Origin of the sequence: Pseudomonas sp. SJZ074 (genome assembly GCF_007828215.1) — a bacterium.
In the GTDB taxonomy this organism is placed as follows: Bacteria; Pseudomonadota; Gammaproteobacteria; order Pseudomonadales; family Pseudomonadaceae; genus Aquipseudomonas.
On the sequence record NZ_VIUE01000016.1, the window covers coordinates 79,853 to 104,424 of the forward strand.

The window sequence follows — 24,572 nt, forward strand, 5'->3', positions numbered from 1 at the left end:
AATATTGTCGGGTAATTATTTCCCTGCATCTGCTGTCACGCAGAGTCATTTCCAGGGGCAACCCGATGAATCAGAACACCGCGCCTTCACTGGCCAGTCTTTATGTCGAGACGCATGAGTCGTCATCCGGCGCACGCTTTACCTCTTCGTTCATGCAAGGCTTTCCGGCCGAACCTCACCGTCGTGTCACCTGGCACAACTGGATGCGTGCGCCTTTCAATCAATGGGGCTTTCGCAATCTGGCGCGCCTGCGGCCTTCTATCGATGTGCAGGCCGGGGCAGGGCCGGCCAGCGTTCTGAGGCAGACGCCACGAGCGCTGGATGAACTGCACTTCAATAGCGAGTGCGGCTTGAGCATCAGCGTGATCGAGCATCTGGTGGCCAGCCAGACAGACGCATTCCTGGTCATGCAGGGCGACACCGTGCTGTTCGAGCGCTACTTCAACGGCCAGGTGCCCCAGGACCGACACGTCATGTTCTCGGTGACCAAATCGCTGATCGGCACCCTGGGCGAACAGTTGGTCAGCGACGGTGTGCTCGATCCAGCATTGCCCGCGGCCCATTACGTGCCGGAGTTCGAAGGCAGTGCCTACGCCGATGCAACCGTGCGCCAGTTGTTCGACATGGCCGTGGGCATCCACTACAGCGAGGTGTACGACGACCCGGATTCGGAGAGCTCCCAGTACGGTTATGCCTGCGGTTTCCAACCGGCGCCGGCGCAGTACGCCCAGTTCGAGTCGCTGTACCAATTCCTGCCGTCGCTGCGAAAGCAGGGCGATCACGGTGGTTTCTTTCACTACGTGACGGCCACCACCGAAGCCCTGGCCTGGGTCATGGAGCGCGCCAGCGGCAAGGCTTGTCATCACCTGCTGGAAGAGGTCTGGAGCCAGTTGGGGTGTGAGCGCGACGGCTACTTCATGGCCGACCCATGGGGTCGCAGCGTGGCCGGTGCCGGTTTCAACGCCACCTTGCGCGACATGGCGCGCTTCGGTCGCCTGCTGGCCAATGACGGCCGTTACGAAGGGCGCCAGCTGCTGTCGCCCGAGACGGTCGCGCGCATCGCCGCCGGCGCCGACCCGGCGATCTACGCCACATCCCCCGACTTCGAAGCCTGGACCCCCGGCGCCTCCTACCGCAGCCAGTGGTACGTCTTCAACGATCACAGCCAGGCGCTCATGGCCGGCGGCATCCATGGCCAGTACCTGTTCGTGGACAAGCCATCCGGCGTGGTGATCGTCAAGCAATCGTCCCTGAACGAAGCCGTCAGCCCGTTTGACGGGGACAGCGTGCGAATGCTGCGCGCCATCGCGGCGCACCTCGGCGACTGACCACGCTTCCCGATTACAAGATCGCGTTCCATTCACCTGGCCCTGCCAGGTGTTGGCGACGTTCTGCGCCGCCATTCACTGCCCTGTAACAACAATAAATCACACAGGAGCTTCACATGGTTTCCATGACGCGTTTATCTCGAACGTTCCTGGCGGTCGGGCTACCCCTGACCGCCCAGGCCACGCTGGCGGGCTATACCTTTGAGGACGGCAACCTCAAGGGGGAGGTCAACGTTACCGCCGGCGGCGCGGCCATCTTCACCCGCAACGTCAACTTCGGCGCTGGCCGTGTCGACATGCGCAGCCGCAAGAATGGCGGCAGCAAAATCGACTGGCAGGAGTTCTACGTCAAACCAGGCGTCAAGCTGGAGTACGCCTTGCAGCCGGACTTCAGCCTGCTGGCCGGCGGCTCGCTGGTCGGGGCGACGACCTTCGGCGATGGCGATGCCGGCGGCTTCACCCGCAGCTCCGATGGCGAGGTGGCCAGCGAAGAACTCTATGGTGGGTTCCGGGCCGGGGAGTGGACGTTCACCGCCGGCCGCCAGAACTACATGATCGGCACCGGCTTCATCGTCATGGACGGCAACCTGGATCAGCTCAAGGACGGCGCCTACTGGCTTGCACCGCGCAGTGCCTTCAAGGATTCGGCGGTGCTGGCCTGGGATCACGGCGCCTTGAAAACCCAGGCGTTCACCCTGCGCACCGACGATGACCTGGGTGACTTCCGGATGACCGGGGCCAACCTCGACTATAACCTCGACGATCAGGTGACGCTCGGCGCCATGGCCATGAAGGTCAATGCCCTAGGCCCCAGGGGCGCCACGCCGCTGCGTCGGGACGGCATGCAGGTGTACAACCTGCGGGCACTCAACGCCAAGGTCCCGGGGTTGCCGGCCCTGACCCTCAACGCCGAATATGCGTTGGAACGCGGCAACGGCGAAGGCGTCGAGTATGATGCCAAGGCCTGGTATGGCCAGGCGGACTATGCCTTCGACGCCTTGCCGTTGACGCCGGTCGTGGGTTACCGCTACGCGAGCTTTTCGGGTGATGACAACCTGGCGGACAACCGCCAGGAGTCCTGGGACCCGCTCAGCAAGGGCTATATCGATTGGGGCACCTGGCTGGTAGGGGATGTCGTCGGCAACTATCTGCTGTTCAACAGCAACGAAAATGTTCAGCAGTTCTCGATCAAGACCCACCTCAACGAAACCCTCAACCTGGGGGCCATCCACTATCAGTTCTGGCTGGACGAAAAGAACTACATGGGGACGGCGGTCAGTGACCGGCGTTTTGCCGATGAAAGCGTCGTGTTCCTGGATTGGGCGCCGTCGAAGGCGTTGGTTTCCTCGCTGTCCTATAACTGGGTCAAGCCGATGGCCGCGGCCAAGCAGGTGTTTGGCAACGACCGGAAATTCAGCGCGCTGGAATTATCGTTCACCTATCGCTATTGATGCCGCGAGCCTTCGCGGCCGCGCTGGAGTGTTTTGCCATGAACAAGTCTTTGCGTAACACGGTGTTGGGTGCTTTCGTTTCGTTGCTGGCCAGCGGTGCATGCGTGGCTGAAGAGCGGACGGTGCGAATCTATAACTGGATCGAGTACCTGCCGCCGGAAATCCTCAAGAGCTTTCAGGAAGAAACCGGGATCCGCCCGATCTATGACGTGTTCGACAGTGTCGAGACCCTGGAGTCCAAGCTGCTGACCGGCAACTCCGGGTATGACGTGGTGTACCCGGGCAGTTCCAATGTCAGTCACTTGATCGCCGCCGGCGCCGTCCAGCCCCTGGACCGCAGCCAACTGCCAAGCTGGCAGCAACTGGACCCGGAGTTCATGAAAGGCCTTGAAGCCGTGGGGGATCCGGGCAACCGCTATGCGGCGCCGTACCTGTGGGGCACGACGTTGATCGGCTATAACGTCGACAAGGTCCGGCAGGTGCTGGGGGCCGATGTGCCGATAAATAGCTGGGACATCATCTTCAAGGAAGAGAACCTGGCCAAACTGGCCAGTTGCGGGGTCGGTTTTCTCGATGCCGCCAACGAGATCGTGCCCATTGCCTTGCACTATAAGGGGCTGGACCCCAATAGCCAGAAACGTGAGGACTACCCGCAGGCACAGGCGGCGATGGCCAAGATCCGGCCGTTCATCTCCTACTTCAACTCATCACGCTACGGCATGGACCTGGCCAATGGCGACGTCTGCATCGCCGTAGGCTGGTCAGGCGGCGTGGCGCTCGCCAAGCGCCTGGCCGACGCTGCAGGCAAGGGCGTCAACGTGGCAATGGCACTGCCCAAGGAAGGTGCGCCGATGTGGTCTGACGTGATGATGATTCCCACCAACGCGCCCCATACCCAGGAGGCCCATGCGTTCATCAATTACATCATGCGGGCCGATGTCATCGCCCGTATCAGCAACAAGATCGGTTACCCCAACCCCAACAAGGAGGCCACCGCGCTGGTGAATTCCGAGGTCCGTGACAATCCTGCGATGTATATCCCGGATGACGCGCGCAAGACGCTGTTCGCCCTGGAGCCCATGCCGGCGGCAATCGAACGGATCCGTACACGGACCTGGACGGCGATCAAGACCAATCGCTGATCCGGGCTGTAAAAATTGTGGGAGCGGGCTTGCTCGCGAGGCGGTTTATCAGTCGACTCTGCAGTGGCTGACCCACCGCCATCGCGAGCAGGCTCGCTCCCACAGGGATCAGCGCCGGACGCAGAATACGTGTCCACTGAAGAGCCCGTGTGGGAGCGAGCCTGCTCGCGATGGCGCTCTGTCAGGTCTTCCTTCAGGCACGCATCCCTTGGAACAGCAGCTCGGTAATCCGCTTGACCTGGGCTGAATGCGCCTCGATGTCCGGTTGTTCCTGGTTGACCAGCCTGAACAGCTGCAGGTGTGAATAATCGTTCAACAGGAAGGCGGCCAGCTCGACGTCGAGGTCGGCGCGCAGCTTGCCGGCTTGCTGCAGTTCCTTGATCAGGCCACTGATCTCAGCCCTGAGCGCATCGTTCATGGCGCGATAGCCGTCCGGCAATCCGCCGTCGCCGCCAAACAGAATCAAGGGCAGTAATTCGCGCCACAGGCTGGGGTGCATGACCTCCAGGGCGTAGCCCGTCAGCAGCCGTTCCAGGTAACACAGCGCCTCGACCGGATCCTCGATTTCAGGGACCTGCAACCGGGTGTCCTTGAGCGCACGCTGGTCGGCCTCGTGGAGGATCTCCAGGATGATCTCCTGCTTGTTGCCGAAGTACTTGAACACGGTAGGGGCTGATACACCGGCCTGGCCGGCGATCTGTTCGATGGTGGTGTTCTGGAAGCCCTGGCGCTCGAACAGTTCGATCGCCGCCTTGCTGATGGCTTGGCGTCGTTCGGCTTTTTGACGTTCACGCAGTCCGCTCACGGGAGGTCCTTGTCACTGGAAAAGAGGGCATTACAGCCCCCGGGATCCATGCAAAATACTTAACTCGATAAAATATTTAAAGCGTTTATTTGGATGCTGGCAGTTTAGTGCGAACGCTCTGCAATGCACCTTGGATGAGGGGTATATGGCCAAATGCTAGGTAATTTATGACGAGATCAGGCACAAAAGGAGCGCTTACAGATAATTCAGCGAGCAAGTGAGACGGGTAACGTGGCGCACCGTTTCTGCGTAGCGTCTGTTCCTCGGTACGTTCAATGTCGATTAAAAAGAGAACAAGAAAATGACCAGCCCCAGTTTCAAGGATTCGAACGGCCATCTGGCACAGGGCTTCAAGCCTCGTCACGTCACCATGTTGTCCATTGCCGGAATCATCGGTGCAGGTTTGTTCGTGGGTTCGGGGCATGCCATTGCGGCAGCGGGGCCGGCGGTGTTGCTGGCCTACCTGTTCTCCGGCCTGCTGGTGGTATTGGTCATGCGCATGCTCGGTGAAATGGCGGTGGCCCGCCCGGACACCGGCTCGTTCTCCACCTATGCCGACCAGGCCATCGGGCGCTGGGCCGGCTTCACCATCGGTTGGCTGTACTGGTGGTTCTGGGTCCTGGTGATTCCCATCGAGGCGCTGGCCGCCGGGCATGTGTTGAACCAGTGGTTTCCGTCTGTCGATGCCTGGCTGTTCGCTTCGGTATCGATCGTGGCCCTGGCCGTGACGAACCTGTTCAGCGTTTCCAAGTATGGCGAGTTCGAGTTCTGGTTCGCGATGGCCAAAGTCGTGGCGATCATCGGTTTCATTTCCCTGGGGTTCGCTGTCCTGATGGGCTGGATTCCCGAGCGGGAGGCCAGCGGCCTGAGCCGCCTGATGGAAGAACATGGCGGCTTCGCGCCCAATGGTTTGTCGGCGGTGGTCGGGGCCTTCATCACTATCATGTTCAGCTTCATCGGGACCGAGGCGGTGACGATTGCGGCGGCCGAATCCGATAACCCTGCGCAGAACATTGCCAAGGCGACCCGTTCAGTGATCTGGCGCATCGGCGTGTTCTATCTGCTGTCGATCTTTGTGGTCATCTCCGTGGTGCCGTGGAACGATCCGCAGCTGGCTTCGGTGGGCTCTTACCAGCGGGCGCTGGAACTGATGAACATCCCCCATGCCAAGTTCCTGGTGGATGCCGTGGTATTGATCGCGGTGGCCAGTTGCATGAACTCCTCGATCTACATCGCCTCGCGTATGCTCTATTCGCTGGCGCGGCGCGGTGATGCGCCAAAGGCTCTGAAGGTGACGTCGGGAGACGGCGTCCCGCGTTCCGCGGTGATTGCCAGTACTGTGTTGGGGGCGGGTATCACGCTGTTCAGCTACTTCATGCCCGCCGGCCTGTTTCAATTCCTGCTCGCCAGTTCCGGCGCCATCGCGTTGCTGGTGTACCTGGCGATTGCCATCTCCCAACTGCGCATGCGCCGGCTGCTGCGCCGCCAGAACGTCGAGTTGACCTTCCGCATGTGGCTGTTTCCGTGGCTGACCTGGTTGGTCATCGTGTTCATCTGCGCGGCGCTGGGGGTGATGATGGTGACGCCGGAGCACCGTAGCGAAGTCAGCTCGACCCTCGGCCTGGCACTGATCATTTCCTTTATCGGGCTGGTCACGTCGCGGCAGCAGCCGCAGGTGGAGAGGGCGGCTTCCCTGGGATAGCCCAGGGAAAAGTCAGATGAAACACCTGTGGCGAGGGGATGAATCCCCTCGCCACAATGGAAGTCTTTTCCCCGATCTGTTTCACCTCTGAAACACCCTCCTGAAGTCCGCTCCTCCGCCCGTCACCCTGCCTGTAAACCCTCTCTGCCGATCTGGCACTAACCCGCGCGGGCGTTGTCAGTAATTGGCGCGCCGGAGTGGCGTCACGTCAGCTGTATCGATGGGCTTCTCAAACGCCTTTGGGCAAAAACTCGCGATGGATTGCGTCCTGGACCGACTATATTTTTGCGGGTTGCCATTCTATGGGGCTGCTTCTCGATCCTCGTCACGACATCGATGCTGCGTTATTGAGCTACCGCCGGGTGTTCTGGTCCCTGGCGCTGTTCAGCGGCGTTATCAATCTACTGGTGCTGGTACCGTCGCTCTACATGATGCAGGTGTACGACCGGGTCCTGACCAGTCGCAACGAAACCACCTTGTTCATGCTCACCTTGATCGCTCTGGGCCTGTTCATGTTCAGCGCCTTGATCGAGTGGGTACGCGGCGAGGTGATGATTCGCATGAGCGCGGGGCTGGACGACGCCCTGGGCGAACGGGTTTTCGATGCGGCTTTTGCCCGCAGCCTGCGCGAGCACAACGCCAACCCGGCGCAGGTGCTCAGCGACCTGGCGACGCTGCGGCAGTTGATTACCGGGCAGGGGCTGATCGCCTTGCTCGATGCGCCGTGGCTACCGATCTTCCTGTTGGTGGCGTTCATTTTTCATCATTGGTTCGGGGTGCTGACCCTGGTGCTCGCCCTCGTGCTGATCGGCCTGGCGCTGTGGGGCGAACTGGCAACCCGCACGCGCCTGGGCGAAGCCAACCGACTGGGCGTGCAGTCGGCCGCCTATGTCAATAGCACGCTGCACAATGCCGAAGTCATCCAGGCTTTGGGCATGCTCGGGCCGTTGCGTCAGCGCTGGAGCCTGTTGCAACAACGCATCATCGCCGCCCAGGCCCATGCCAGTGACCGCGGCGCCCGTATCACCGCGATGACCCGTTTCGTGCGCATCTCCGGCCAATCCCTGTCGCTGGGGCTGGGGGCATTGCTGGTGCTTGAAGGGCAACTGTCGGCAGGCATGATGATCGCCATGTCGCTCCTGCTGGGGCGGGCCCTGGCGCCCGTGGAAATCGCCATCGGTTCGTGGAAGCAGTTCAATGCCGGGCGCCAGAGTTATCAGCGGCTGAGCCTGCTCCTCGCCCAGCATCCCCGTGATCGCCTGCGCATGCCCTTGCCGCCACCCACCGGTGCGGTGCGTCTGGAGCAGTTGTACGTCGGCCCACCCGGCGCCGCGCAGCCGATTCTGCGGGGAATCAATTTCCATCTTGAAAAGGGGGAGGTGCTCGCCGTGGTGGGCCCAAGCGCCAGCGGCAAGTCCACCCTTGCCAGAGCACTGGTCGGCGTATGGCCGCCCCTGGGTGGATCGGTGCGCCTGGACGACGCCGAGATAAGCCAGTGGTCCCATGATGCCCTCGGGCCCCACCTTGGGTATCTACCCCAGGACATCGAGCTGTTCGACGGCAGCGTGGCCGACAACATCGCCCGTTTCGGCGAACAGGATGCCGACAAGATCATCGCCGCCAGCCGTCACGCCGGCATCCACGAGATGATCCTGAGGTTTCCCAAGGGCTATGACACGCCGCTGGGGCCCGGGGGGCTTGGCTTGTCCGGTGGACAGAAGCAACGCCTCGGCCTGGCCCGTGCGCTCTATGGGCGCCCGGCGCTGATCGTGCTCGACGAGCCGAATTCCAACCTCGATGAAGCCGGCGAGCTGGCCCTGGTGCAAGCCATCGCCGTGCTCAAGGCGGCGGGCAGTACGGTGGTGCTGATCACCCACCGGCCCAGTGTGCTGGCGATGGTCGACCACATCCTCGTGCTCAAGGACGGAATCCAACAGGCATTCGGCCCCCGCGACCGGGTGCTCAAGGCGCTGATGCCAGGGCCGCGACCGGCTGCGGTGAGGGAGGCTGGCGAAGATGCATGATCTGACTCCGAATCCACACGCGTATAGCGAGCAGGGGAGGAGCCTACGCAACGTCAGCGCCTTGCCCGGTGCCAGTACCGATGCCGGCGGTGCGGCGCGTTATGGCGTGGGTTTCCTGGTGCTGGCATTGGGCGGTGCGTTGCTCTGGGCCTGCCTGGCGCCGCTGGACCAGGGTGTCGTCGGCAGCGGCACCGTGGTGGTGGCGGGTGAGCGCAAGGCAGTGCAGTCGCTGGTGGGGGGCGTGGTGGAAAAGCTGCTGGTCAGCGATGGCGATCGCGTCAGCCAGGGGCAGTTGCTGGTGCAGCTCAATACCGTGCAGGCGCAAGCGCAGTTGGACGTGACCCTGGGCAAGTTGCTCAACGACCGCAGCATCGAGGCACGCCTGATTGCCGAGCGTCTGGGCAGCGCCGAGATCCAATGGCCCGAGGACCTGCTGGCCCGTGCCGATGAACCGCGGGTCAAGGCGGCCATGGCGTTGCAGAGCCAATTGTTCCTGAGCCGCCGCGCTGAGCTGGGCAGCCGCTTGCAGATCATCGAGCATGAAGTGGCGGCGCTGGAGCAACAACTGCTCGGCTACGAAGGGGTCAAGCGTAACTACGACGCGCAGATGCGCTTCCAGCGTCAGGAACTGGAGGGCCTGCGGGACCTGGCGCGCGAAGGCTATGTTCCGCGCAACAAACTCTTCGAGGCCGAGCGCAACGCCGCCCAATTGGCCGGTCAGATTGCTTCCGGGATCGGCGATGTCGGCAGGACCCGCCAATCGATCAACGAAAGTCGGCTCAAGGCTTTGCAGGCGCAGCAGGAGTTCCGCCGCGACGCCGAGACCCAGCTCAGCGAAGTGTCCGCCGAGGCGGCGGGTTACGCCGATCAGATCCGCGCCTTGCAATTCGAAGTCGACAACGGTGCGATTCGCGCGCCGGCGGCCGGGCAGGTCATGGACTTGAGCATTCACACGGTCGGTGGCGTCGTCCAGGCCAGCCAGACCCTGATGCAAGTGGTACCGCTGGATGCGCCGATGGCGATCACGGCGCGGTTCGAGCCGCTGATGGCCAACAAGCTGCGGCCGGGGCTGCCGGTGCATGTGCATTTTACAGCGCTGCAGCGGGTGGATACGCCGACGGTCACGGGCACGGTCAGTACGGTGTCGGCGGATCAGTTGATCAACGAACAGACGCACCAACCGTACTTCTCTGCCAAGGTCGAGATTCCCGCCGACACTGTCGCCTCGCTGCAGGCCGCCGGCCTGTGGGTGCGTCCCGGCATGTTGGCCGATGTCACGGTGGTGACCGGCGAACGGACCCTGATGAATTACCTGATGAAACCTTTGCGTGAACGCTTGCTCGCTGCCTTCAAGGAGGAATGAGCATGACTGGCCGGCGCTTTTATCGCTCCCGTGTGTTGTTGAGCCTGTATACCAGTTGGGTGGCGATCAGCCCCACATGGGCCGCCGAGGGTGGCCTCAGTCTGACCGCGGCGTACGATGCCTCTCGGCTGAATGACCCGACCCTGCAATCGGCCACCCATGCCTTCGATGCTTCGCGCAACGAAGAGGCCATCGGTCGCGGTGGCCTGTATCCGCAGGTATCCCTGACGTCACGCTATGGCTACGGCGGACGTACCGACGGTGGTGACGACAGGAGTTACGTCAACAGCAACGACTACCAGGCGAACAGCGTCACCCTGGCAGCGCAGCAACCGCTTTATGACAAGGGCCGCTGGGCGGCTTATCAAGAGGGCAAGGCTCGCGGGCAACTGGGTAGCCAGTTGTTCGATGTCGCCGGCCAGACTTTGTACGACCGGGTAGCCAAAGGGTATTTCGATGTGGCTCGGGCGGAGAATGAAATCAAGTTGATCGCCCAGCAGAAGGCGGCCATCAACGGATTGGTCATCCAGAGCAAAAAACTTTACGAGGGGGGCCAGGGTGCGATCACCGACATCGATGAGGCCCAGGCACGGCTCGATCTGGTCGAGGCCCAGGAGGCCGAGGCCCAGGCTCGTCGGGTGGCGGCGTTGCGGGCCTTGTCTGGCCGGGCCAGCGTGCCCATCGACGATATCCAGCCGATGCGCGAGGAACTGCCTCTTGGCAGCCCGATTCCGCCGGAACAGGATCTGCGCTACTGGACGGCCATCGCCCGTGACGCCAGTCCCGAACTGGCGGCCCGCCTGGCGGCGGTGAAAGTGGCCGAGGCCCAGGCCGACAGCCAGCGCGCGGGGCATTACCCGAGCCTGTCGCTGACCACTCAGTTGACTCGCCGGGAGACCCGTCAGTATCAGGAACTCGATCCGCGCCAGGACACTTATTACGTGGGAGTGCAATTGGATATTCCGCTGTATCGCGGCGGTTCGGTGCGTGCTTCGGTAGCCAAGGCCGAAGCGCAACTGGCCGGTGCCCAATCGGACTATGACGTGCAGCGTCAGCAATTGGCCGAGAACATCGAGACCGATTACCTCGGCGTGGTGGCCGGGTTCGCCAAGAGCAAGGCGATGCAGCGCGCGGTGGAGTCCAACCAGCGCGCATTGACGTCGACGGAGAAAGGCTTCCAGGGCGGCGTGCGGTCCACCGTGGACATTCTTGATGCCCAGCAGCGGGTGTTCCAGGCCCGTCGGGATCTGCTCAATACCAAGCTCGATATGCTGCAAAGCTATGTCAGCCTGCACACCCATACCGGCCAGATGAACCGCGCGGTGCTGGAGCAGGTGCAACGGTTGTTCTGAGGTTTCGGGTGGGCAGGTTCGTCGAGGGCGCCTGGGCCGCCGTCATCGCGAGCAGGCTCGCTCCCACATGGATCTATGGTGTACACGGACCCTGTGGGAGCGGGCTTGCTCGCGAAGGCGGTGGGTCAGCTTGCAATGATGTTGGCTGTGCCGCCGCCATCGCGGGCAAGCCCGGCTCCCACAGGGGATTGGTGGTGGACATGAGTCCCGCGGCCAACCCGGACATTGAGCTATCATGCTCACTTTCCCAGCGACCGACCGATTCCCATGACTGCCGTAACCGACACCCTGCTGCACGCGCTCGAAGCCTGCGACATGCTGATCATCGACGGGCTGCACGCCTTTGATTTTTCCCTCGACGAACAGGAACAGTTGCACGTCGAGTGCATGAACGGCCGCACACTCGCGCATTGGCGCTTTACGCCCGCGCAGATGCAGGCCGCGACGTTCGAACCGGCTTCGAAACACTGGATCATTTCCAGCGATTCGGGCGACCACCACCTGGAGTGCGTGGAAGCGATCAGGGGCCACAACGAGGAGGATGACGAACATGAAGATGCGTAACCTCTGGCCATTGTTGATGGCCGGCAGTGTGGGCACCATGGCCATGCAGGCCAGCGCCAATGAGTCCTATCAATTGCTGGTGGGCTCCTATACGGCGGGCCAGAGTCAGGGTGTCTACCGGCTGCAGTTCGATAGCCGCACCGGCCAACTCGATGCCAAGCCTTTGCAGGTGATCAAGACCGACAACCCTTCGTGGCTGACTCTGTCTGCGGACATGAGCCGCCTGTTCGTGGTCAACGAGAATGGGCCGGGGCAGAAGGATCCGGTGGGCAAGGTCAGCAGTTATGCCATCGACCCGACGACCCACGCACTGAGCCTGATCAACCAGGTGCAGACCCTGGGCAATGAGCCGACTCACTCCAGCCTCAGCGGCGATGGCCAGCATCTGCTGGTCAGCAACTATTCCGTGGTGGAGGATCCGGGCGGTACGCTTGCGGTGTTGCCCGTGGGGGCCGATGGCAAGCTGGCACCCGTCGTGCAGTTGAGCAGTCACCAGCCAAGCCGGGTCAACCCCGAACGGCAGATGTCGGCCCATGTGCATTCGGCCGTGTCGTCGCCCGACGGCAAGTACGTGTTCGCCAACGACTTGGGGGCGGACAAGGTGTTCGTCTATCGCTACGACCCCAAGGCCAATCCCGAGCTGCCGCTGACTGCTGCCGACCCGGCATTCGTGCAACTGCCGCCCGGCAGCGGACCGCGTCACCTGCTGTTCAGTGCCGACGGCAAGCACGCCTGGCTGACCCTGGAAATGACTGCGCAAGTGGCGGTGTTCGATTACCAGGACGGTCGCCTGGTCCAGCGCCAACTGGTTGACCTGGCGGCCGGCAAGCCCCAGCCGGCAAGGGCCGCTGCGGCCTTGCACGCTTCGAAGGATGGCAGGTTCCTGTATGTCAGCAACCGCGGCACCAGCAACGAAGTGCTGGTCTTCGCCATCGATCCGGTGGCCGGCACGCTGAAAGAACTGCAACGCCACTCCGTCGAGGGCGATCATCCGCGGGAGTTCAGCCTCGATCCGAGCGGGAAATTCCTGTTGGTCGCGAACCAGAAGAGCAATCAGATCGTGGTATTCGCACGCGATCCAAAGACCGGTCTGCTGGGTAAATCGGTGCAGAAACTGCCGATGGATGCGCCAAGCGATATGAAGTTCATCCAGCCTCGATAAGGGACAGGCCCCGTTGTTCGGGGCCTGCGCGGTTATATCAACGGGACTGATATTCGCTAGCATTGCAAAGCATTTCTAGACGAGGCGCCTCGGCGCGTAAGTTTGCTTCACGGCCCAACCGGGCAAGACAGCCAACTGAATCCGAGGAATACCGCCATGAACCTGAACCTCTTCTCCATCATCGCCGCATCCGCCATCTCTGCCACCGTGGCGCTGCCGGCCAATGCCAGCATCGAGATCAGCGACAAGAAGAATCGTACCCAGAGCTACACCGAGAAATACCTGCAACAGAGCGCCAACTTCTACGCTGCACTGGATCACAAGACCCAGCACTGAGCGCATAGTAACGATTGAAGCCTGCGATCTTTTCGTCTTCGCATTGAGAGAAAAGATCGCAGGCTTCGTCATGTTCCCCAATCGCTTCAGTCCGTTCTGAAGAATCCGCTGTAATATCACATAGCCATGTGTTTAAATTTGACGCTGAAAAATTGACTCCTTCTTCCATAAGGATCGACACCATGGCGATGCGTCTGGCAATGATGCTGCTGTTTCTCTATTCCGCCCCGATTGTTTCGGCTGCCCAGCCCGTGCCAGGCGAGCCGGAAGCGGCGCGTGAGCGATTACTGAGCTTGCTGCAAGACTGATTGAGTCGGTCAAGCCACAATCCTTGTGGGACAGAGCAGGCTCGCTCCCACAAGGTCCACAGGTGTTCAGCAGTCCTACTTGACCTCCACCGTACTCAACCCATTCCCCTGGCGATGCACCTGGATCTGCACGGGGATCCGTTCGTGCATTTCCTGCACATGGGAAATCACCGCGACCTTGCGGCCTTGAGCCTGCAAGCCGTCGAGGGCGTCCATCGCCAGTTGCAGCGACTCGGGGTCGAGGCTGCCGAAACCTTCGTCGATGAACAGCGACTCGATCCTCAGAGTGCTGGAAGCCATCGAGGCCAGGCCCAGCGCCAGGGCGAGGGAGACCAGGAAGGTTTCGCCCCCCGACAATGAATGCACCGAACGCAATTCATCGCCCATTTCCATATCCAGCACCAGGAGCCCGAGCATGCTGCCGCCGCGCTTGAGCCGGTAGCGACGCACCAGTTGCCGCAACTGGACGTTGGCGTGATGCACCAGCAAGTCGAGGTTGTAGGCCTGGGCCAGTTTACGGAAGCGGTCCCCGGTGGCCGAGCCGATCAGCGCATCCAGCCGGGCCCAGCGCTGATACTCGGCATAGGCCTGCTCGATCTGCAGGGCCAGTGCCTGGTTGGCGCTTTGGCGGCGCTGGTCTTCAGCCTGTTCGGCGCGCAGTTCGGCGCAACGTTGTTCGCTGGTGGAAAATTGCTGCTGCAGTTGGGTGAGGGTGTCGGCCAGCTGTTCAGGAGACAGGTTGCCGTTGTGCTGGGCCTGATGATTCTGCAGCCGCTGTTCCCGCTCGATCAACAGTACGCGGGCCTGTTCGATGGCCTTCTCACTGTTGAGCAAGCGCTGGCGCAGTTGGCCGACCTGTTGCTCATCGAAGGCGAGCAAGGCTTCGAGGGCTACATCGTCCAGTTCAGGATGGGACGCACGCCATTGAGCGATACCGGCCGCCAGCGCCTGATGTTCTGCGTCCAGGGACTGTGCCTGCTCCTGTCGGGCTTTGAGTTCGGCGGCCAGTTGCACCAGGCTGTTGCGTAATTCGTGCAAGTGCTGATTGGCCGCCGCCTCGGCGGTGCGCGCCTGTTCCAGCGCCTGGTCGAGTTGTAGCTGCCATTGTTCGGCGCTGCTGTGGTCACCGAGTAATTGTCTGAGTGCCTGCTGGCAGGTCTGTTGTTGTTCGGTCAGGCCCTTGAGTTGCTGTTGCGCCGATTCCAGTTGCTGGACGCGGGTCTGTTGGCGATCCTGCTCCTTTTCCAGGGTCTGCTGACGCTGAAGCTGTTCGCTGAGTTCGTCGCGCTGCTGTTCCAGCTGCTCCAGGCGTTGGGCTATTTGCCGGTCGAGCTGCATGAAGGTCGCGGCGGGCTCGGTGCGCAGGGCTTGCAAAGTGTCTGTCGGCAACAGGTTACTGAAATGGCTCAGTTCGTCGTCCAGGCGCTGGCGATCCCGGTCCAGTTCCTGCTGCTGATTGCTCAGGTGCTGTAATGCCTGTTGGCTCGCCGTTTCAGCATGGCGCAGATGCTGGGACAGACGGGCGGCGTCCTGTTGCAGAGTCAGCAGGACGGCTTGTCGTTGTTCGTCCTGGGTAATGCGTTGGTGCAGTTGGGCGTTCTGCTGGGCCAGCCAGGCGTCGCGCTTGACGGTGTCCTGGGCCAGCAGTTGCACGGACAGCGGGTGGGCTTCGAGGCTGGGGGCCAGATCCTGTTGCTGGGCCACCAGTTGTTCCTGCTGCTGTTTCAACTCCTTGAGTTGGGCCATGACCCCGCTGTATTGCGCACGTAGGTCGATGACTTTTTCATTGAGCTGGTCGACGGCTTTACGCGCGTTGGCTTCTTCGTTTTCATCGTGGCGACCGAGGCTTTGCAGCAGTGCTTCAGGCTGATGATAAGGATGCTCGACGCTGCCGCACACCGGGCAAGGCTGCTCGTCCTGCAGTTGCGCGCGCAACTGCTCGACGCTTTCGCTGCGGGCCAGTCGTTGGCGCTCCAGCAGTTCGCGAGTCACGCTCAGGGTCTGTTCGGCAACCGCCAACTCGGCCTTCGCTTCGCCGCCTTCGCGCACCAGTCGGTCGCGTTCCTGTAGCGCCTGTTGCTGGCGTTGTTCAAGCTCGGCGCCGCGTTTGTCCAGCTCTTGCAGGCTGGCCCATAACCGCGTGAGGTCCTCGAAGGCTCGTTGTTGTTTGCGATTGTCTTGCAGCAAATTGCCGAGCAATTGGATCTGTTCGGCGACGGCTTCGGGTTCGGCGCCGGCCTCCTTGTACAGCACTTCGAGCTCTTGCCGACGGGCCACCAGTTCCTCGGCTGCGCGGGTGGCGCTGGCTTGCAGCGCCGCGAGTTCAGCCTGGCCCTTGTTCAAGCGATTGCCGATCAGCATCAACTGTTGCAGGCGATCACGGTAGGCTTTCCAGGCGTCGCTCAGCGGCGCGAGATGGCTGCTTTGCTCAAGCTCGCTGGCGATGCGCTGCAGGCGCGCGGCTACTTGGTTTTGCTGTTCGAGCAAGGCCTCGACGGTACGTTGACCCTCCGTGCAGGCCAGTTGTGTCTGCGTCTGGCGCTCGGCGGCCTGATTGGTTTCCGTGATCAGCCGGGCGAGGGTGTTCTGTTGGTCAAAGGCCTGGCGCAGCAACGGCGCGTTGGCGGTGCTTTCTTGACGGGCGGCGACCAGTGCCTGTTGTGCTGCGGCCAGGCCTTTTTCCAGTTGCGCCTGTTGTTCATTCAAGTCGATCTGCTGCTGGTCGAGTTGCTGGATCTGGATCGTCAGCGGTGCCAGGAGCTGGCTCAGTTCCGCCTGGCGAATGAACTGATGACGCTGGGGAGCCAGTTGCTCCAGGCGGGTCAGCTTCAGGCACTCGTCCGCCAGGGCGTTCCAGTCGGCCTCGGCCTGTTGCAGTTGTTCGGCAGCGCTAGCGTGCTCATCCTGCAACTGGCGCAGGTCCTTGAGCCAGGTGTGTTGCAGCTCCAGCTGCTTGAGTTGTGCCTGTTGGGCCTTGAGCTGTTGCTGGGCTTCGTCGAAGCGCGCGTCCAACTCGGCCCGGGCCTCGGGGGGCAGCGGCGTGACGCCGGTGGCCCGGTCCTGCAACTGCTTGTGGCTTTCCTTGGCCTGCTTGGCTTTGTCGAATGCGCGGCGCCCGAGGCGGGTGTACAGGGCGGTGTCGGTGAGTTTTTCCAGCAGTTCGCTGCGGTCGTTGTCATCGGCCTTGAGGAATGCGCTGAACTCACTCTGGGCCAACAACACGGCGCGGGTGAACTGCTCGAAGTTCAAGCCCAGCGCCGCTTCGAGCTGAGCCTTGTACTCGCCTTTCTGACTTGCCAGCAGTTGGTCATTGTCCATGTCCCGCAGGCTTTGGCGACTGGCCTGCAACTTGCCGCCGGCCTTTTCCCGGGCACGATTGGCTTCCCAGCGGGCGCGATAACGGCGCCCGTCGATGCCGCGGAAATCCACCTCCGCGTAGCCTTCGCCAGTGCCACGGCGCAACAACGTGCGCGGGTCACCGGTGGCGATTTCACCGTCGGCGTCCGGCACCTTGGCATCGCGTCCGGTGTTGTTGAGGCGCGGCACGGTACCGAACAACGCCAGGCACAGAGCGTCGAGCAAGGTGCTTTTGCCGGCGCCGGTGGGGCCGGTAATGGCGAACAGACCGGTGCTGGCCAGGGGCTCGGCGGTGAAGTCGATGTCGAAAGGACCTGCCAGGGAGGCGAGGTTCTTGAGGCGGATCGCGAGGATTTTCATGGCTGCTCGTTCTCCATCTGGACGTCTTGCAGCAACACGGCAAAATCCTTGAGGGTCTGTTCATCCACTGCGTTACCATAGGCGTCCTGCCAGGCCCGGCTGAACAGTTCCTGTGGGCTCAGTTGATCCAGTTCGATCAAGGCTGTGTCGTCATCGGCACCCGTTGCATTGCCGCGGCCGGCGTATTCGGCGGCGATCAGCACCAGTCTCACAGCCTTGCCCTGCAGTGCGGTTTCCACCTGGTTGCGCAGGTCCGGCTGGGGCTCGTCGAGACGCACCCGCACTTCCAGCCAGGGTTGCCGCTGGACGTCGGCCAGCAGGTCGATGTCCGGCAGTTCCTTGAGTTGTCCGAGGATCTCGGCCAGCGGCGCCGGGCCCAGGCGCTGCAGGTTGACGGCCCGGGGAATCAGTCGTGGCTCGACCTTGACCAGGGTGTCGCCGTCCAGGGTGACGTCGAGGATCTGATGCCGATAACCGATTTCCGAGAACGACAGGGGAATCGGAGAGCCGCTGTAGCGAATGCGTTCTTCGCCGTTGACCTTTTGCGGCTTGTGCAGGTGGCCTAGGGCGACGTAACTGATGCTCGGACCGAAGAGACTGGCGGGCAGGGCTTCGGCATTGCCGATGATCAGGCTGCGCTCCGAGTCCTCGGATACCGAACCGCCGGCCATGTGCGCATGGCTGATGGCGATCAATGCCTGACCCTTCTTGCGCTTGCCGTTGGCGGCGGCGATCAGCCATTCGTGGACCTGGCCGATGCCCCGCAGGTAGTCATCGCCCAGTTGCGCGCCGGTTACTTCGGCGGGACGCAGGAACGGCAGGGCCAGGCACCAGGCCCTGGTCTTGCCCTTGGCGTCGGGCAACGGCAGCAGCAGGCGTTCGACGTCCAGTTGTCCGTCGTCCAGCCACAACACTCGGCCGAGGGCGTGGGTACGCAGCCGTCGCATCAGCGGCGCGGGCAACTCGATCCGCGAACCGGAGTCGTGGTTGCCGGCGATCATCACGATGGTCAGGTTGGGATGCTGTTCGTGGGCGCTGACGATGAAATCGTACAGCCGCTCCTGGGCTTTGACCGGTGGATTGACCGTGTCGAAGATATCACCGGCGATCAGCAGCGCATCGGGCTTCTCGCTGGTCAATTGGCGCAGCAGCCACTCGAGGAAGCACGCGTGCTCGAAATCGCGTTCCTGGCCGTGCAGGTTTTGCCCCAGGTGCCAGTCAGAGGTGTGGAACAGACGCAAGGCAAACTCCAGAAAACAGATGATGGCCGCGGGTGAAGAGGGCGGCTGGAAAAGTGCAGAGTTTACTGGGAAACCAGGCAGAGAACTTGTTCAACTTCCTGTGGCGAGGGCGCTTGCTCCCGCTGGGCTGCGCAGCAGCCCCAAGAACAGGGCCGCTGCGCGCTCCAGCGGGAGCAAGCTCCCTCGCCACAAAGGCCGGGGGTTATTTGGGGTAGAGCGGCGGTAGTCCACTGTCGCCCAACGGATCCTGGGAGCGTTCGGCGGCGGGAATGGCCCGAATGGCGCGCCACAGGTCTTCGCCTTGCCAGTGCTGGCCGGTTTCGCTGTAGAGCGCGCCGTTGAGACCATCCAGGGCGTCGGACAGCGGCACGAAGCGCGCCGCCATGTCGGCCAGGGTTTCCGGCTGCTGGCGGGCCCAGGCGTCGAGTGCCTGGCGGGTGGCGTGGGGGTCGTTGGCCAGGCAGGTACGCTTGAGGTCGTCCAGCAGGGTGCGGGGGCTCGGTCCGACCTGTGCCGCGCGCAGGATCGCCGGCTGCGAGCGGGCGCGCCACCACAGGCCGAAGCCGAGCAGTGTGGTGCAGGCCAGGAGGAACGAGCTCAATTGCCAGTACCACAGGGTTTCGTTGTCGACGGTGGTCACGATCTGCGGCGTGCCCGTTGGCGTATCCACCATCAGACTCGGGTTGTTCGCCACTTGCAGGGTTCGCGCCGGGAGGCTGGTGCGGTCCAGATGATTCTCCAGGGTGTTCCACCAGATCACTTCCACTGGCGGCAGCTCGATGGTGCCGCTGCGGTTCGGCACCAGCGCCTCGCGATCCTCACGGCTGCCCACCAGCCCGCGTTCGCTGCTGCGACTGCTCAGCACCGGCTGGTCGGGATAGCGCCGCAGGCCATTGATTTCCGTGGCCGGCAGGGGGGGCAGTTGGGCACTGGCGAGGCCTTCGGCTTCAAGGGTCAGGCTGCGGGTCAGGGAATCGCCGACCTGGCTGTGAGTCGGTTCCGGGCTCCAGCTCTCGCTCAAGGACAGGCTGCGTGCCGGTAGCCAGGGGACATCGGCCGGGTAGCTGGCCGGCTTGGGATCGACAGTCAGCAGTAGTTGTGTCGAGCTGACGTGCATCAACTGGCCGGGCTTTGGCCCCGACGGTGCCGCGTCCTGGGCGACTGGCTCGACCAGGGTGGCGCTGAATGTCTGGGCCGGGATCGTCAGTTCGCCGCTACGTTGCGGATAGATGCCGTAACGCAGTTCGATCACGCCGTGACGCACGTCATTGATGACTTTTTCATAGGTGCGGGATTCGCCCAACTGTTCGGTGCGCGCATCGGGAATATGCAGGGGCGTGAGGCTGCTGTCGTCGTACAGCGATACCGAATGGTAGATGCGCAGGGTCAGGATCGCCTGGGCCTGTACATACACATGGCTCTGGTCGAGGCTGGCCTCGATGAATATCGGTGCCAGGGCCCCGGCTGTATTGCGGGTTTCGCTCTCGATCACTTGCAGGGCAATCGGCTGGCTGGCCACTTCGCCCAGATGCACGGCGGGGATGACCACGGTGCCGCTCTGGCGTGGCAGCAGGGTGACAATCCAGCGTGTAGTGGCGCGGTTTTCGCCGTCCAGGGTGGTCAACTGGTTGACCTGGCGGGTGCCGCGCACATCGAACAGCGGCTGCAGCGGGCTCAGGTCAGGCTTGCCGAACAGCGTGGCATCGTTGGATTCCAGGGTCAGCTCCACTGTCTCCCCGGAGTTCAGGCGGCTGCGATCCACGCTGGCCGTCAACTGCGCAGCCTGGGCGGTGCCGATCCAGAACAGCAAGGCGAGGAGCTGGGCAGTGAAGCGGATCATTGGGTTTTTCCCTGGGCCTGATGGCTTTGCTGTTCATACCAGAATTTTCGCCTGAGCAATTCTCCCGGATTGTCCGGGATCTGGCGCAGCCATTGCTCCAGCGCCTGGTGCTGTTCTTCTTCGTTGCGCTGGCCGGCGGCGGGGCGCAACGGTGGGGTGGTGATCTGTTCGTCGGGCAACTCGCTGCCTGGTACGTCCTGGGCTCCCGTCGCAGGCTTCTGGGACGCCTGGTTTTCATCCTGCGCCGTGGTGGCCTCGGCAGGAGCCGATTCGGTCTGCGCAGCCTGGGGCGGGGTGCCGGCGTTTGGCGATTGCTCGGCGGGGCCAGGTGTCTCGTTTTCGGCTGGCTTGGGTTCATCCGGTGGCGCTGCCTGTTCCTTCAACAGGCTTTCCACCAGGGCCTTGTTGGTTTGTGCCGGGCGCAGGTCCGGTTGCAATTCCAGGGCCTGCTCATACGCATCCAATGCGGCCTCCAGTTCGCCACTCTTGGCCAACGCGTTGCCCCGATTGTAATGCGCACGGGCGTCGTTGCCTTCGGCAAAGCGTCGGGCGGCCTCGCCATAGGCGCCGGCCTCATACAAGGCGACCCCTTGCCATTGGCTGTCCTCAAAGTGCTCGGCCGCCTCGGCCGGGCGTTTCTGCTGGAGCAGGTGCAAGCCCTGCTGGTCGGGGCGCAACCACAGGTCCTCGAATTCAAAGGCATGGCCGGTCTGTGGCAAGGCGAACAGCAACGGCAGGCAGAACAACCAGCCGCGACGCCCGGCGCAGGCGGCCAGCAGCAACAGCGGCAGCAGCAACCAATAGCCCTGGTCGGCCCAGGTGTCCAGGCGCAGGGTCTGGCCGTCGCTGCGCAGGTGGCGCGGGCCAGCCAGCAGACCCAGGCCTTTCAGGTCGCTGTCGTCCAGGCGCGCCGGGCGATACCGACCGTCCAACTCATTGGCGAAGGATTTGAGGCTCGGGCTGTCCAGGCGCGGCAGCAGGATCGCACCCTGGTCATCCTTGAGGTAACTGCCGTCGTTCTGCGCCACAGGCGCGCCTTCCCGGGTGCCGATGCCCAGCATCAACAAACGCGTGGCGGAACCTCCAAGCACCTGGTGGATGCCTTGGCGTTCCTGCTCGTTCAACGATGAACCGATCCACAGGATCCGACCGTGACCCAGCCCGCCCTGATCCAGCAGGGCCATGGCCTTGTTGATCGCCAGATCGGCGCGATGGCCACTTTGCGGCATGATCGAGGGCGCCAGGGCTTCGAGCAGGTTGGCGCTGGTGGACAGGTCGTCGGACAGCGGCACCAGGGTATGGGCACTGCCGGCATAGACAATGATCGCCGTCTGCGCATCGCTGCGGTTATGCAACAGGTCCAGCAGCTTGCGCCGAGCCTGCTCCAGGCGCGTAGGCGGAACGTCGGTGGCGAGCATCTCCGGAGTCAGTTCCAGCACCACCACCAACGGGTCGGCGGGTTTCTGACTGGTCTGTTCGACCCGCGCCCAGCTTGGCCCCAGCAATGCCAGCACCATCAGCAACCAGCCCAGGCCCAGGGCGATCCAGGGCAGCCGGCTTTCCCGGCCGCTGCCGCCACTGAGCAGCACGGCGTGGAACGCCGGGGGCAGGATCATCTGCCAGCGGCCCACGCGTTTCTGCCGATGCCACAGTTGCCAGAGCAACCAGCCCAGCAGGGGCAGCAGCAACACGAACGCGGGGCGCAGCCAGTGCGGCCAGAGAGCGCTCATCGACGCCTCCGCAAACGCAGGCGCTTGAGACGTTGGCGCCATTCGGCGTGGTGGGCCGGTTGGAACAGCGGTTGGCTGAACAGCCGTTGCAACGGATTGTCCGGCCAGCGTTCCCGGGCCACCAGTAACATGCTCAACAACAGCGCAACGGCCAGCGGCCAATGATAGAGCGCCTGGGCGGGCCGGGCCTGGGTCGGTTGCTGGGTCACCGGTTCGAGCTGGTCGAGGGTGGTCTTGATCGCCAGCAATTGCTCGCCGTCCTGGGCGCGAAAGTAGCGGCCGCCCGTGGCCTGGGCGATATCCTTGAGTGTCGGCTCGTCAAGGTCCAGGCTCGGATTGACGCCGAGAAAACCCGCAGTGCCGCTTTGTTCCGGATCGGCACCGATGCCGATGGGGTAGATTTTCACGCCTTCGTCGGCAGCCAGCCGGGCGGCGGTCAGCGGATCGATCTCGCCACCGTTGTTGGCGCCGTCGGTAACCAGGATCAGCACGCGGCTGTGGGCCGGGCGCTGACGCAGGCGCTTGAGGGCCAGGCCGATAGCGTCGCCGATGGCGGTATTCTTGCCGGCGATGCCGATGCGCGCTTCGTCGAGCCAGCGCCGTACCGTGCGCCGGTCGAACGTCAGCGGCGCCTGCAGATAAGCCTGGCTACCGAACAGGATCAAGCCGACCCGGTCGCCTTCGCGGCTTTCGAGAAAGTCCCCGAGCATGTGCTGGACCAGCGCCAGGCGGCTGACTTCTTCGTCCTTCCACTGCATGTCGGGAAAGTCCATGGAGCCCGAGACATCCACCGCCACCAGCAGGTCACGGCCACTGGCGGCAATCGGCAGCGGCTCCCCCAGCCATTGCGGGCGGCCGGCGGCAATCAGCAACAGCAGCCAGAGCAGGATGAAGGGCGCCTGTTGCCGCCAGCTTGGCAGGTGGGTCCGGGCTCGACGCCCGACGAGGCCTTCCAGATCCTCCAGGAAACTGACCTTGAGCATCGACTCGCCGCTGTCGGCCGCCGGCAACACCAGGCGCATCAGCCAGGGCAGCGGCAACAAAGCAAAGATCCACGGCCAGGCGAACTCAAACATGCTTGCGAATCCAGATTTCAACGGCTTGGGTCAGGCCGGCGATGGCTTTGTCATCCAGCTTGCATTCGGGTTTGTAGGCACCTTCGACCAACACCATCCAGCGGGTCAGGCCGGCCGCCGGGCAGCGGTTATCCAGGAAGGCCAGCCACTTGCGCCCATTGAGGGTGTGGCTCTGGCTATAGGGATAGTGGTTGCGGCATAGGCGCTTGAGCAGCCCGTTGAGCTGCTGCAGCCAGGCACCCGCCGGCGCGCCGTCATAGGGTTTGGGCAGCAGCGCGAGTTCGGCCAGGGCGGCCAGGCGCACCGGGTCCAGGGGCTGCTCGGCGCGGGCGGCGGTGCGCTTGGCGGGAAGGAACCGGCGCAGGTGCCACATGCCCAGGCCCAAGAGCGGCAACAGCACCAGCAGCAGCCACCAGCCGGGCGCGGGGGGCCAGAAACCAACGGGAGGGGGCGCTATCAGTGGCTGCAACTGATCGAGACTGCTCATCGGCTTTTCCCCGCGCGGCCGGGATTCAGGTAATCGCGCAGTTGTTCCACCATGTCGCCCTGGGTGCTGAGGGGCAGCATCAGGATTCGCAGCTTCTGCGCCAGCCACTCCCAGCGCGCCTGGCGTGCCTCGGCCTGGGCCCGATAGGCCTGGCGCAGTTCGACGTTCAACGTGTCGAGCTCCAACTGCGCGCCGCGCTGGGAGAAGCGCAGCAATCCGGCAGCGGGGAGGGCGTGGTCCAGTGGGTCCGACAGCGGTAGCAGCAACAGGTCGCAATGCCGGGACAGCAGGCTCAACTGCTGCTCGGCGCTGTCGGACAGGGCACGCTCGTCGCAGATGACAATGACCAGGCTGCCGGGGCGCAGCACCTCGCGGCCCCGACGCAGGGCAACGCCGAATGAATCGCGGTCCGGATCGCTTTCGGTGTGCAGCGACTGATTGACCCGCACCAGGCGATTGAGCAATTGCAACAGGCTCTGCTTGCTGCGCCGTGGCTTGACCTCGTAATGGCTGTTGTTGCCGAACACCAGCCCGCCCACCCGGTCGTTATGCCCCAGCGCGGCCCAGCCGATGAGGCTGGCGGCCTGGGCGGCAAGCACCGACTTGAACACCTGCCCCGAGCCGAAGAACAGGCGATGGCTCTGCTCGATCATGATGAAGATCGGCCGTTCGCGTTCTTCATGGAACAGTTTGGTGTGGGGTTCCTGGGTCCGCGCGGTGACGCGCCAGTCGATGGTGCGCACATCGTCGCCGGCCTGGTAGACCCGCACCTGATCGAAGTCGACCCCGCGCCCGCGCAGCTTGGAGTGGTGCAGGCCGATCAGCGGGCTGCGCTGGCCCGGCGTCGAGAACAATTGCACTTCGCGCACGCGATGGCGCATCTCGATCAGCTCCGAAAGACTGACGCGGATGCCCGGTGTGGGCGCCAGTGGGTTATTCATGAC

At 63.1% G+C, this 24,572-nt stretch carries 19 protein-coding genes; 11 read left to right on the top strand and 8 right to left on the bottom strand.

The window, feature by feature from the left end:
* The first annotated feature begins 65 nt into the window (after positions 1-65).
* The 3 genes from FBX99_RS17315 (at position 66) to FBX99_RS17325 (ending at position 3,921) form a co-directional block, all read left to right on the top strand.
* Positions 66-1,328, top strand: a complete 1,263-nt coding sequence (locus tag FBX99_RS17315; RefSeq protein WP_145132291.1) for a serine hydrolase — start codon at positions 66-68, stop codon at positions 1,326-1,328.
* A 116-nt stretch (positions 1,329-1,444) separates the two neighbouring features.
* Entirely contained in the window at positions 1,445-2,779 is a 1,335-nt protein-coding gene (locus FBX99_RS17320) for an alginate export family protein (RefSeq protein ID WP_145132293.1), read from the top strand.
* 38 nt (positions 2,780-2,817) lie between these two features.
* On the top strand, positions 2,818-3,921 hold the full coding sequence (locus FBX99_RS17325) for a polyamine ABC transporter substrate-binding protein (RefSeq protein WP_145132295.1): 1,104 nt from the start codon (positions 2,818-2,820) through the stop codon (positions 3,919-3,921).
* A 193-nt stretch (positions 3,922-4,114) separates the two neighbouring features.
* Here the strand turns inward: FBX99_RS17325 and FBX99_RS17330 are convergent, their stop codons facing one another.
* A complete protein-coding gene (locus FBX99_RS17330; protein ID WP_144929722.1) occupies positions 4,115-4,726 on the bottom strand; it encodes a TetR/AcrR family transcriptional regulator in 612 nt (203 codons plus the stop codon).
* 301 nt (positions 4,727-5,027) lie between these two features.
* Here FBX99_RS17330 and gabP point away from each other — a divergent pair, with 301 nt between their 5' ends.
* From gabP to FBX99_RS29200, 8 genes are all read left to right on the top strand, one after another.
* Positions 5,028-6,428: a GABA permease gene (gabP, locus tag FBX99_RS17335; protein ID WP_047703284.1), complete on the top strand. Its 1,401-nt coding sequence runs from the start codon at positions 5,028-5,030 to the stop codon at positions 6,426-6,428.
* Between the two features lie 302 nt (positions 6,429-6,730).
* Positions 6,731-8,452, top strand: coding sequence for a type I secretion system permease/ATPase (locus FBX99_RS17340; protein WP_144929723.1), 1,722 nt, complete (start codon positions 6,731-6,733; stop codon positions 8,450-8,452).
* The gene (locus FBX99_RS17345) at positions 8,445-9,815 is read left to right on the top strand and encodes an HlyD family type I secretion periplasmic adaptor subunit (protein WP_145132298.1); all 1,371 of its coding nucleotides are present in this window, start codon (positions 8,445-8,447) and stop codon (positions 9,813-9,815) included. The genes FBX99_RS17340 and FBX99_RS17345 overlap by 8 nt, the downstream gene beginning before the upstream one ends.
* Positions 9,816-9,817: 2 nt before the next feature.
* Positions 9,818-11,167: a TolC family outer membrane protein gene (locus FBX99_RS17350; protein WP_144929725.1), complete on the top strand. Its 1,350-nt coding sequence runs from the start codon at positions 9,818-9,820 to the stop codon at positions 11,165-11,167.
* Between the two features lie 267 nt (positions 11,168-11,434).
* Positions 11,435-11,731: a DUF5629 family protein gene (locus FBX99_RS17355; RefSeq protein ID WP_178111983.1), complete on the top strand. Its 297-nt coding sequence runs from the start codon at positions 11,435-11,437 to the stop codon at positions 11,729-11,731.
* Complete coding sequence (locus tag FBX99_RS17360) at positions 11,718-12,893, top strand: lactonase family protein (RefSeq protein ID WP_145132302.1); 1,176 nt, start codon at positions 11,718-11,720, stop codon at positions 12,891-12,893. Before FBX99_RS17355 ends, FBX99_RS17360 begins: the two co-directional genes overlap by 14 nt.
* Before the next feature lie 156 nt (positions 12,894-13,049).
* The gene (locus FBX99_RS17365) at positions 13,050-13,229 is read left to right on the top strand and encodes a hypothetical protein (protein ID WP_024779691.1); all 180 of its coding nucleotides are present in this window, start codon (positions 13,050-13,052) and stop codon (positions 13,227-13,229) included.
* A gap of 182 nt (positions 13,230-13,411) precedes the next feature.
* Complete coding sequence (locus FBX99_RS29200; protein ID WP_256662564.1) at positions 13,412-13,537, top strand: hypothetical protein; 126 nt, start codon at positions 13,412-13,414, stop codon at positions 13,535-13,537.
* A 75-nt stretch (positions 13,538-13,612) separates the two neighbouring features.
* On the opposite strand, the gene FBX99_RS17370 is transcribed toward FBX99_RS29200, so the two are convergent.
* The 7 genes from FBX99_RS17370 to FBX99_RS17400 all read right to left on the bottom strand — a co-directional run bounded on the left by FBX99_RS17370 (position 13,613) and on the right by FBX99_RS17400 (position 24,569).
* Positions 13,613-17,254 (bottom strand): AAA family ATPase, encoded by a 3,642-nt coding sequence (locus FBX99_RS17370; protein WP_145132304.1) that lies wholly within the window; start codon positions 17,252-17,254, stop codon positions 13,613-13,615.
* Positions 17,251-18,495 carry an exonuclease SbcCD subunit D C-terminal domain-containing protein gene (locus tag FBX99_RS17375; protein ID WP_145132306.1) on the bottom strand — a complete coding sequence of 415 codons (1,245 nt, stop codon included), beginning with the start codon at positions 18,493-18,495 and terminating at the stop codon, positions 17,251-17,253. Before FBX99_RS17375 ends, FBX99_RS17370 begins: the two co-directional genes overlap by 4 nt.
* 202 nt (positions 18,496-18,697) lie before the next feature.
* Positions 18,698-20,335: a BatD family protein gene (locus tag FBX99_RS17380; protein ID WP_145132308.1), complete on the bottom strand. Its 1,638-nt coding sequence runs from the start codon at positions 20,333-20,335 to the stop codon at positions 18,698-18,700.
* Positions 20,332-22,065, bottom strand: a complete 1,734-nt coding sequence (locus FBX99_RS17385; RefSeq protein ID WP_144931111.1) for a VWA domain-containing protein — start codon at positions 22,063-22,065, stop codon at positions 20,332-20,334. Before FBX99_RS17385 ends, FBX99_RS17380 begins: the two co-directional genes overlap by 4 nt.
* A complete protein-coding gene (locus FBX99_RS17390) occupies positions 22,062-23,141 on the bottom strand; it encodes a VWA domain-containing protein (RefSeq protein ID WP_145132310.1) in 1,080 nt (359 codons plus the stop codon). The genes FBX99_RS17385 and FBX99_RS17390 overlap by 4 nt, the downstream gene beginning before the upstream one ends.
* Positions 23,134-23,628, bottom strand: a complete 495-nt coding sequence (locus FBX99_RS17395) for a DUF4381 domain-containing protein (protein ID WP_144931116.1) — start codon at positions 23,626-23,628, stop codon at positions 23,134-23,136. The genes FBX99_RS17390 and FBX99_RS17395 overlap by 8 nt, the downstream gene beginning before the upstream one ends.
* Positions 23,625-24,569, bottom strand: a complete 945-nt coding sequence (locus tag FBX99_RS17400) for a DUF58 domain-containing protein (RefSeq protein ID WP_144931118.1) — start codon at positions 24,567-24,569, stop codon at positions 23,625-23,627. The genes FBX99_RS17395 and FBX99_RS17400 overlap by 4 nt, the downstream gene beginning before the upstream one ends.
* Positions 24,570-24,572 lie beyond the last annotated feature (3 nt).

Coding starts and splice junctions, on each gene's coding strand:
- FBX99_RS17315 (WP_145132291.1), top strand. CDS start 66: ATGAATCAGAACACCGCGCCTTCACTGGCCAGTCTTTATGTCGAGACG.
- FBX99_RS17320 (WP_145132293.1), top strand. CDS start 1,445: ATGGTTTCCATGACGCGTTTATCTCGAACGTTCCTGGCGGTCGGGCTA.
- FBX99_RS17325 (WP_145132295.1), top strand. CDS start 2,818: ATGAACAAGTCTTTGCGTAACACGGTGTTGGGTGCTTTCGTTTCGTTG.
- gabP (WP_047703284.1), top strand. CDS start 5,028: ATGACCAGCCCCAGTTTCAAGGATTCGAACGGCCATCTGGCACAGGGC.
- FBX99_RS17340 (WP_144929723.1), top strand. CDS start 6,731: ATGGGGCTGCTTCTCGATCCTCGTCACGACATCGATGCTGCGTTATTG.
- FBX99_RS17345 (WP_145132298.1), top strand. CDS start 8,445: ATGCATGATCTGACTCCGAATCCACACGCGTATAGCGAGCAGGGGAGG.
- FBX99_RS17350 (WP_144929725.1), top strand. CDS start 9,818: ATGACTGGCCGGCGCTTTTATCGCTCCCGTGTGTTGTTGAGCCTGTAT.
- FBX99_RS17355 (WP_178111983.1), top strand. CDS start 11,435: ATGACTGCCGTAACCGACACCCTGCTGCACGCGCTCGAAGCCTGCGAC.
- FBX99_RS17360 (WP_145132302.1), top strand. CDS start 11,718: ATGAAGATGCGTAACCTCTGGCCATTGTTGATGGCCGGCAGTGTGGGC.
- FBX99_RS17365 (WP_024779691.1), top strand. CDS start 13,050: ATGAACCTGAACCTCTTCTCCATCATCGCCGCATCCGCCATCTCTGCC.
- FBX99_RS29200 (WP_256662564.1), top strand. CDS start 13,412: ATGGCGATGCGTCTGGCAATGATGCTGCTGTTTCTCTATTCCGCCCCG.
- FBX99_RS17370 (WP_145132304.1), bottom strand. CDS start 17,254: ATGAAAATCCTCGCGATCCGCCTCAAGAACCTCGCCTCCCTGGCAGGT.
- FBX99_RS17380 (WP_145132308.1), bottom strand. CDS start 20,335: ATGATCCGCTTCACTGCCCAGCTCCTCGCCTTGCTGTTCTGGATCGGC.
- FBX99_RS17385 (WP_144931111.1), bottom strand. CDS start 22,065: ATGAGCGCTCTCTGGCCGCACTGGCTGCGCCCCGCGTTCGTGTTGCTG.
- FBX99_RS17390 (WP_145132310.1), bottom strand. CDS start 23,141: ATGTTTGAGTTCGCCTGGCCGTGGATCTTTGCTTTGTTGCCGCTGCCC.
- FBX99_RS17395 (WP_144931116.1), bottom strand. CDS start 23,628: ATGAGCAGTCTCGATCAGTTGCAGCCACTGATAGCGCCCCCTCCCGTT.
- FBX99_RS17400 (WP_144931118.1), bottom strand. CDS start 24,569: ATGAATAACCCACTGGCGCCCACACCGGGCATCCGCGTCAGTCTTTCG.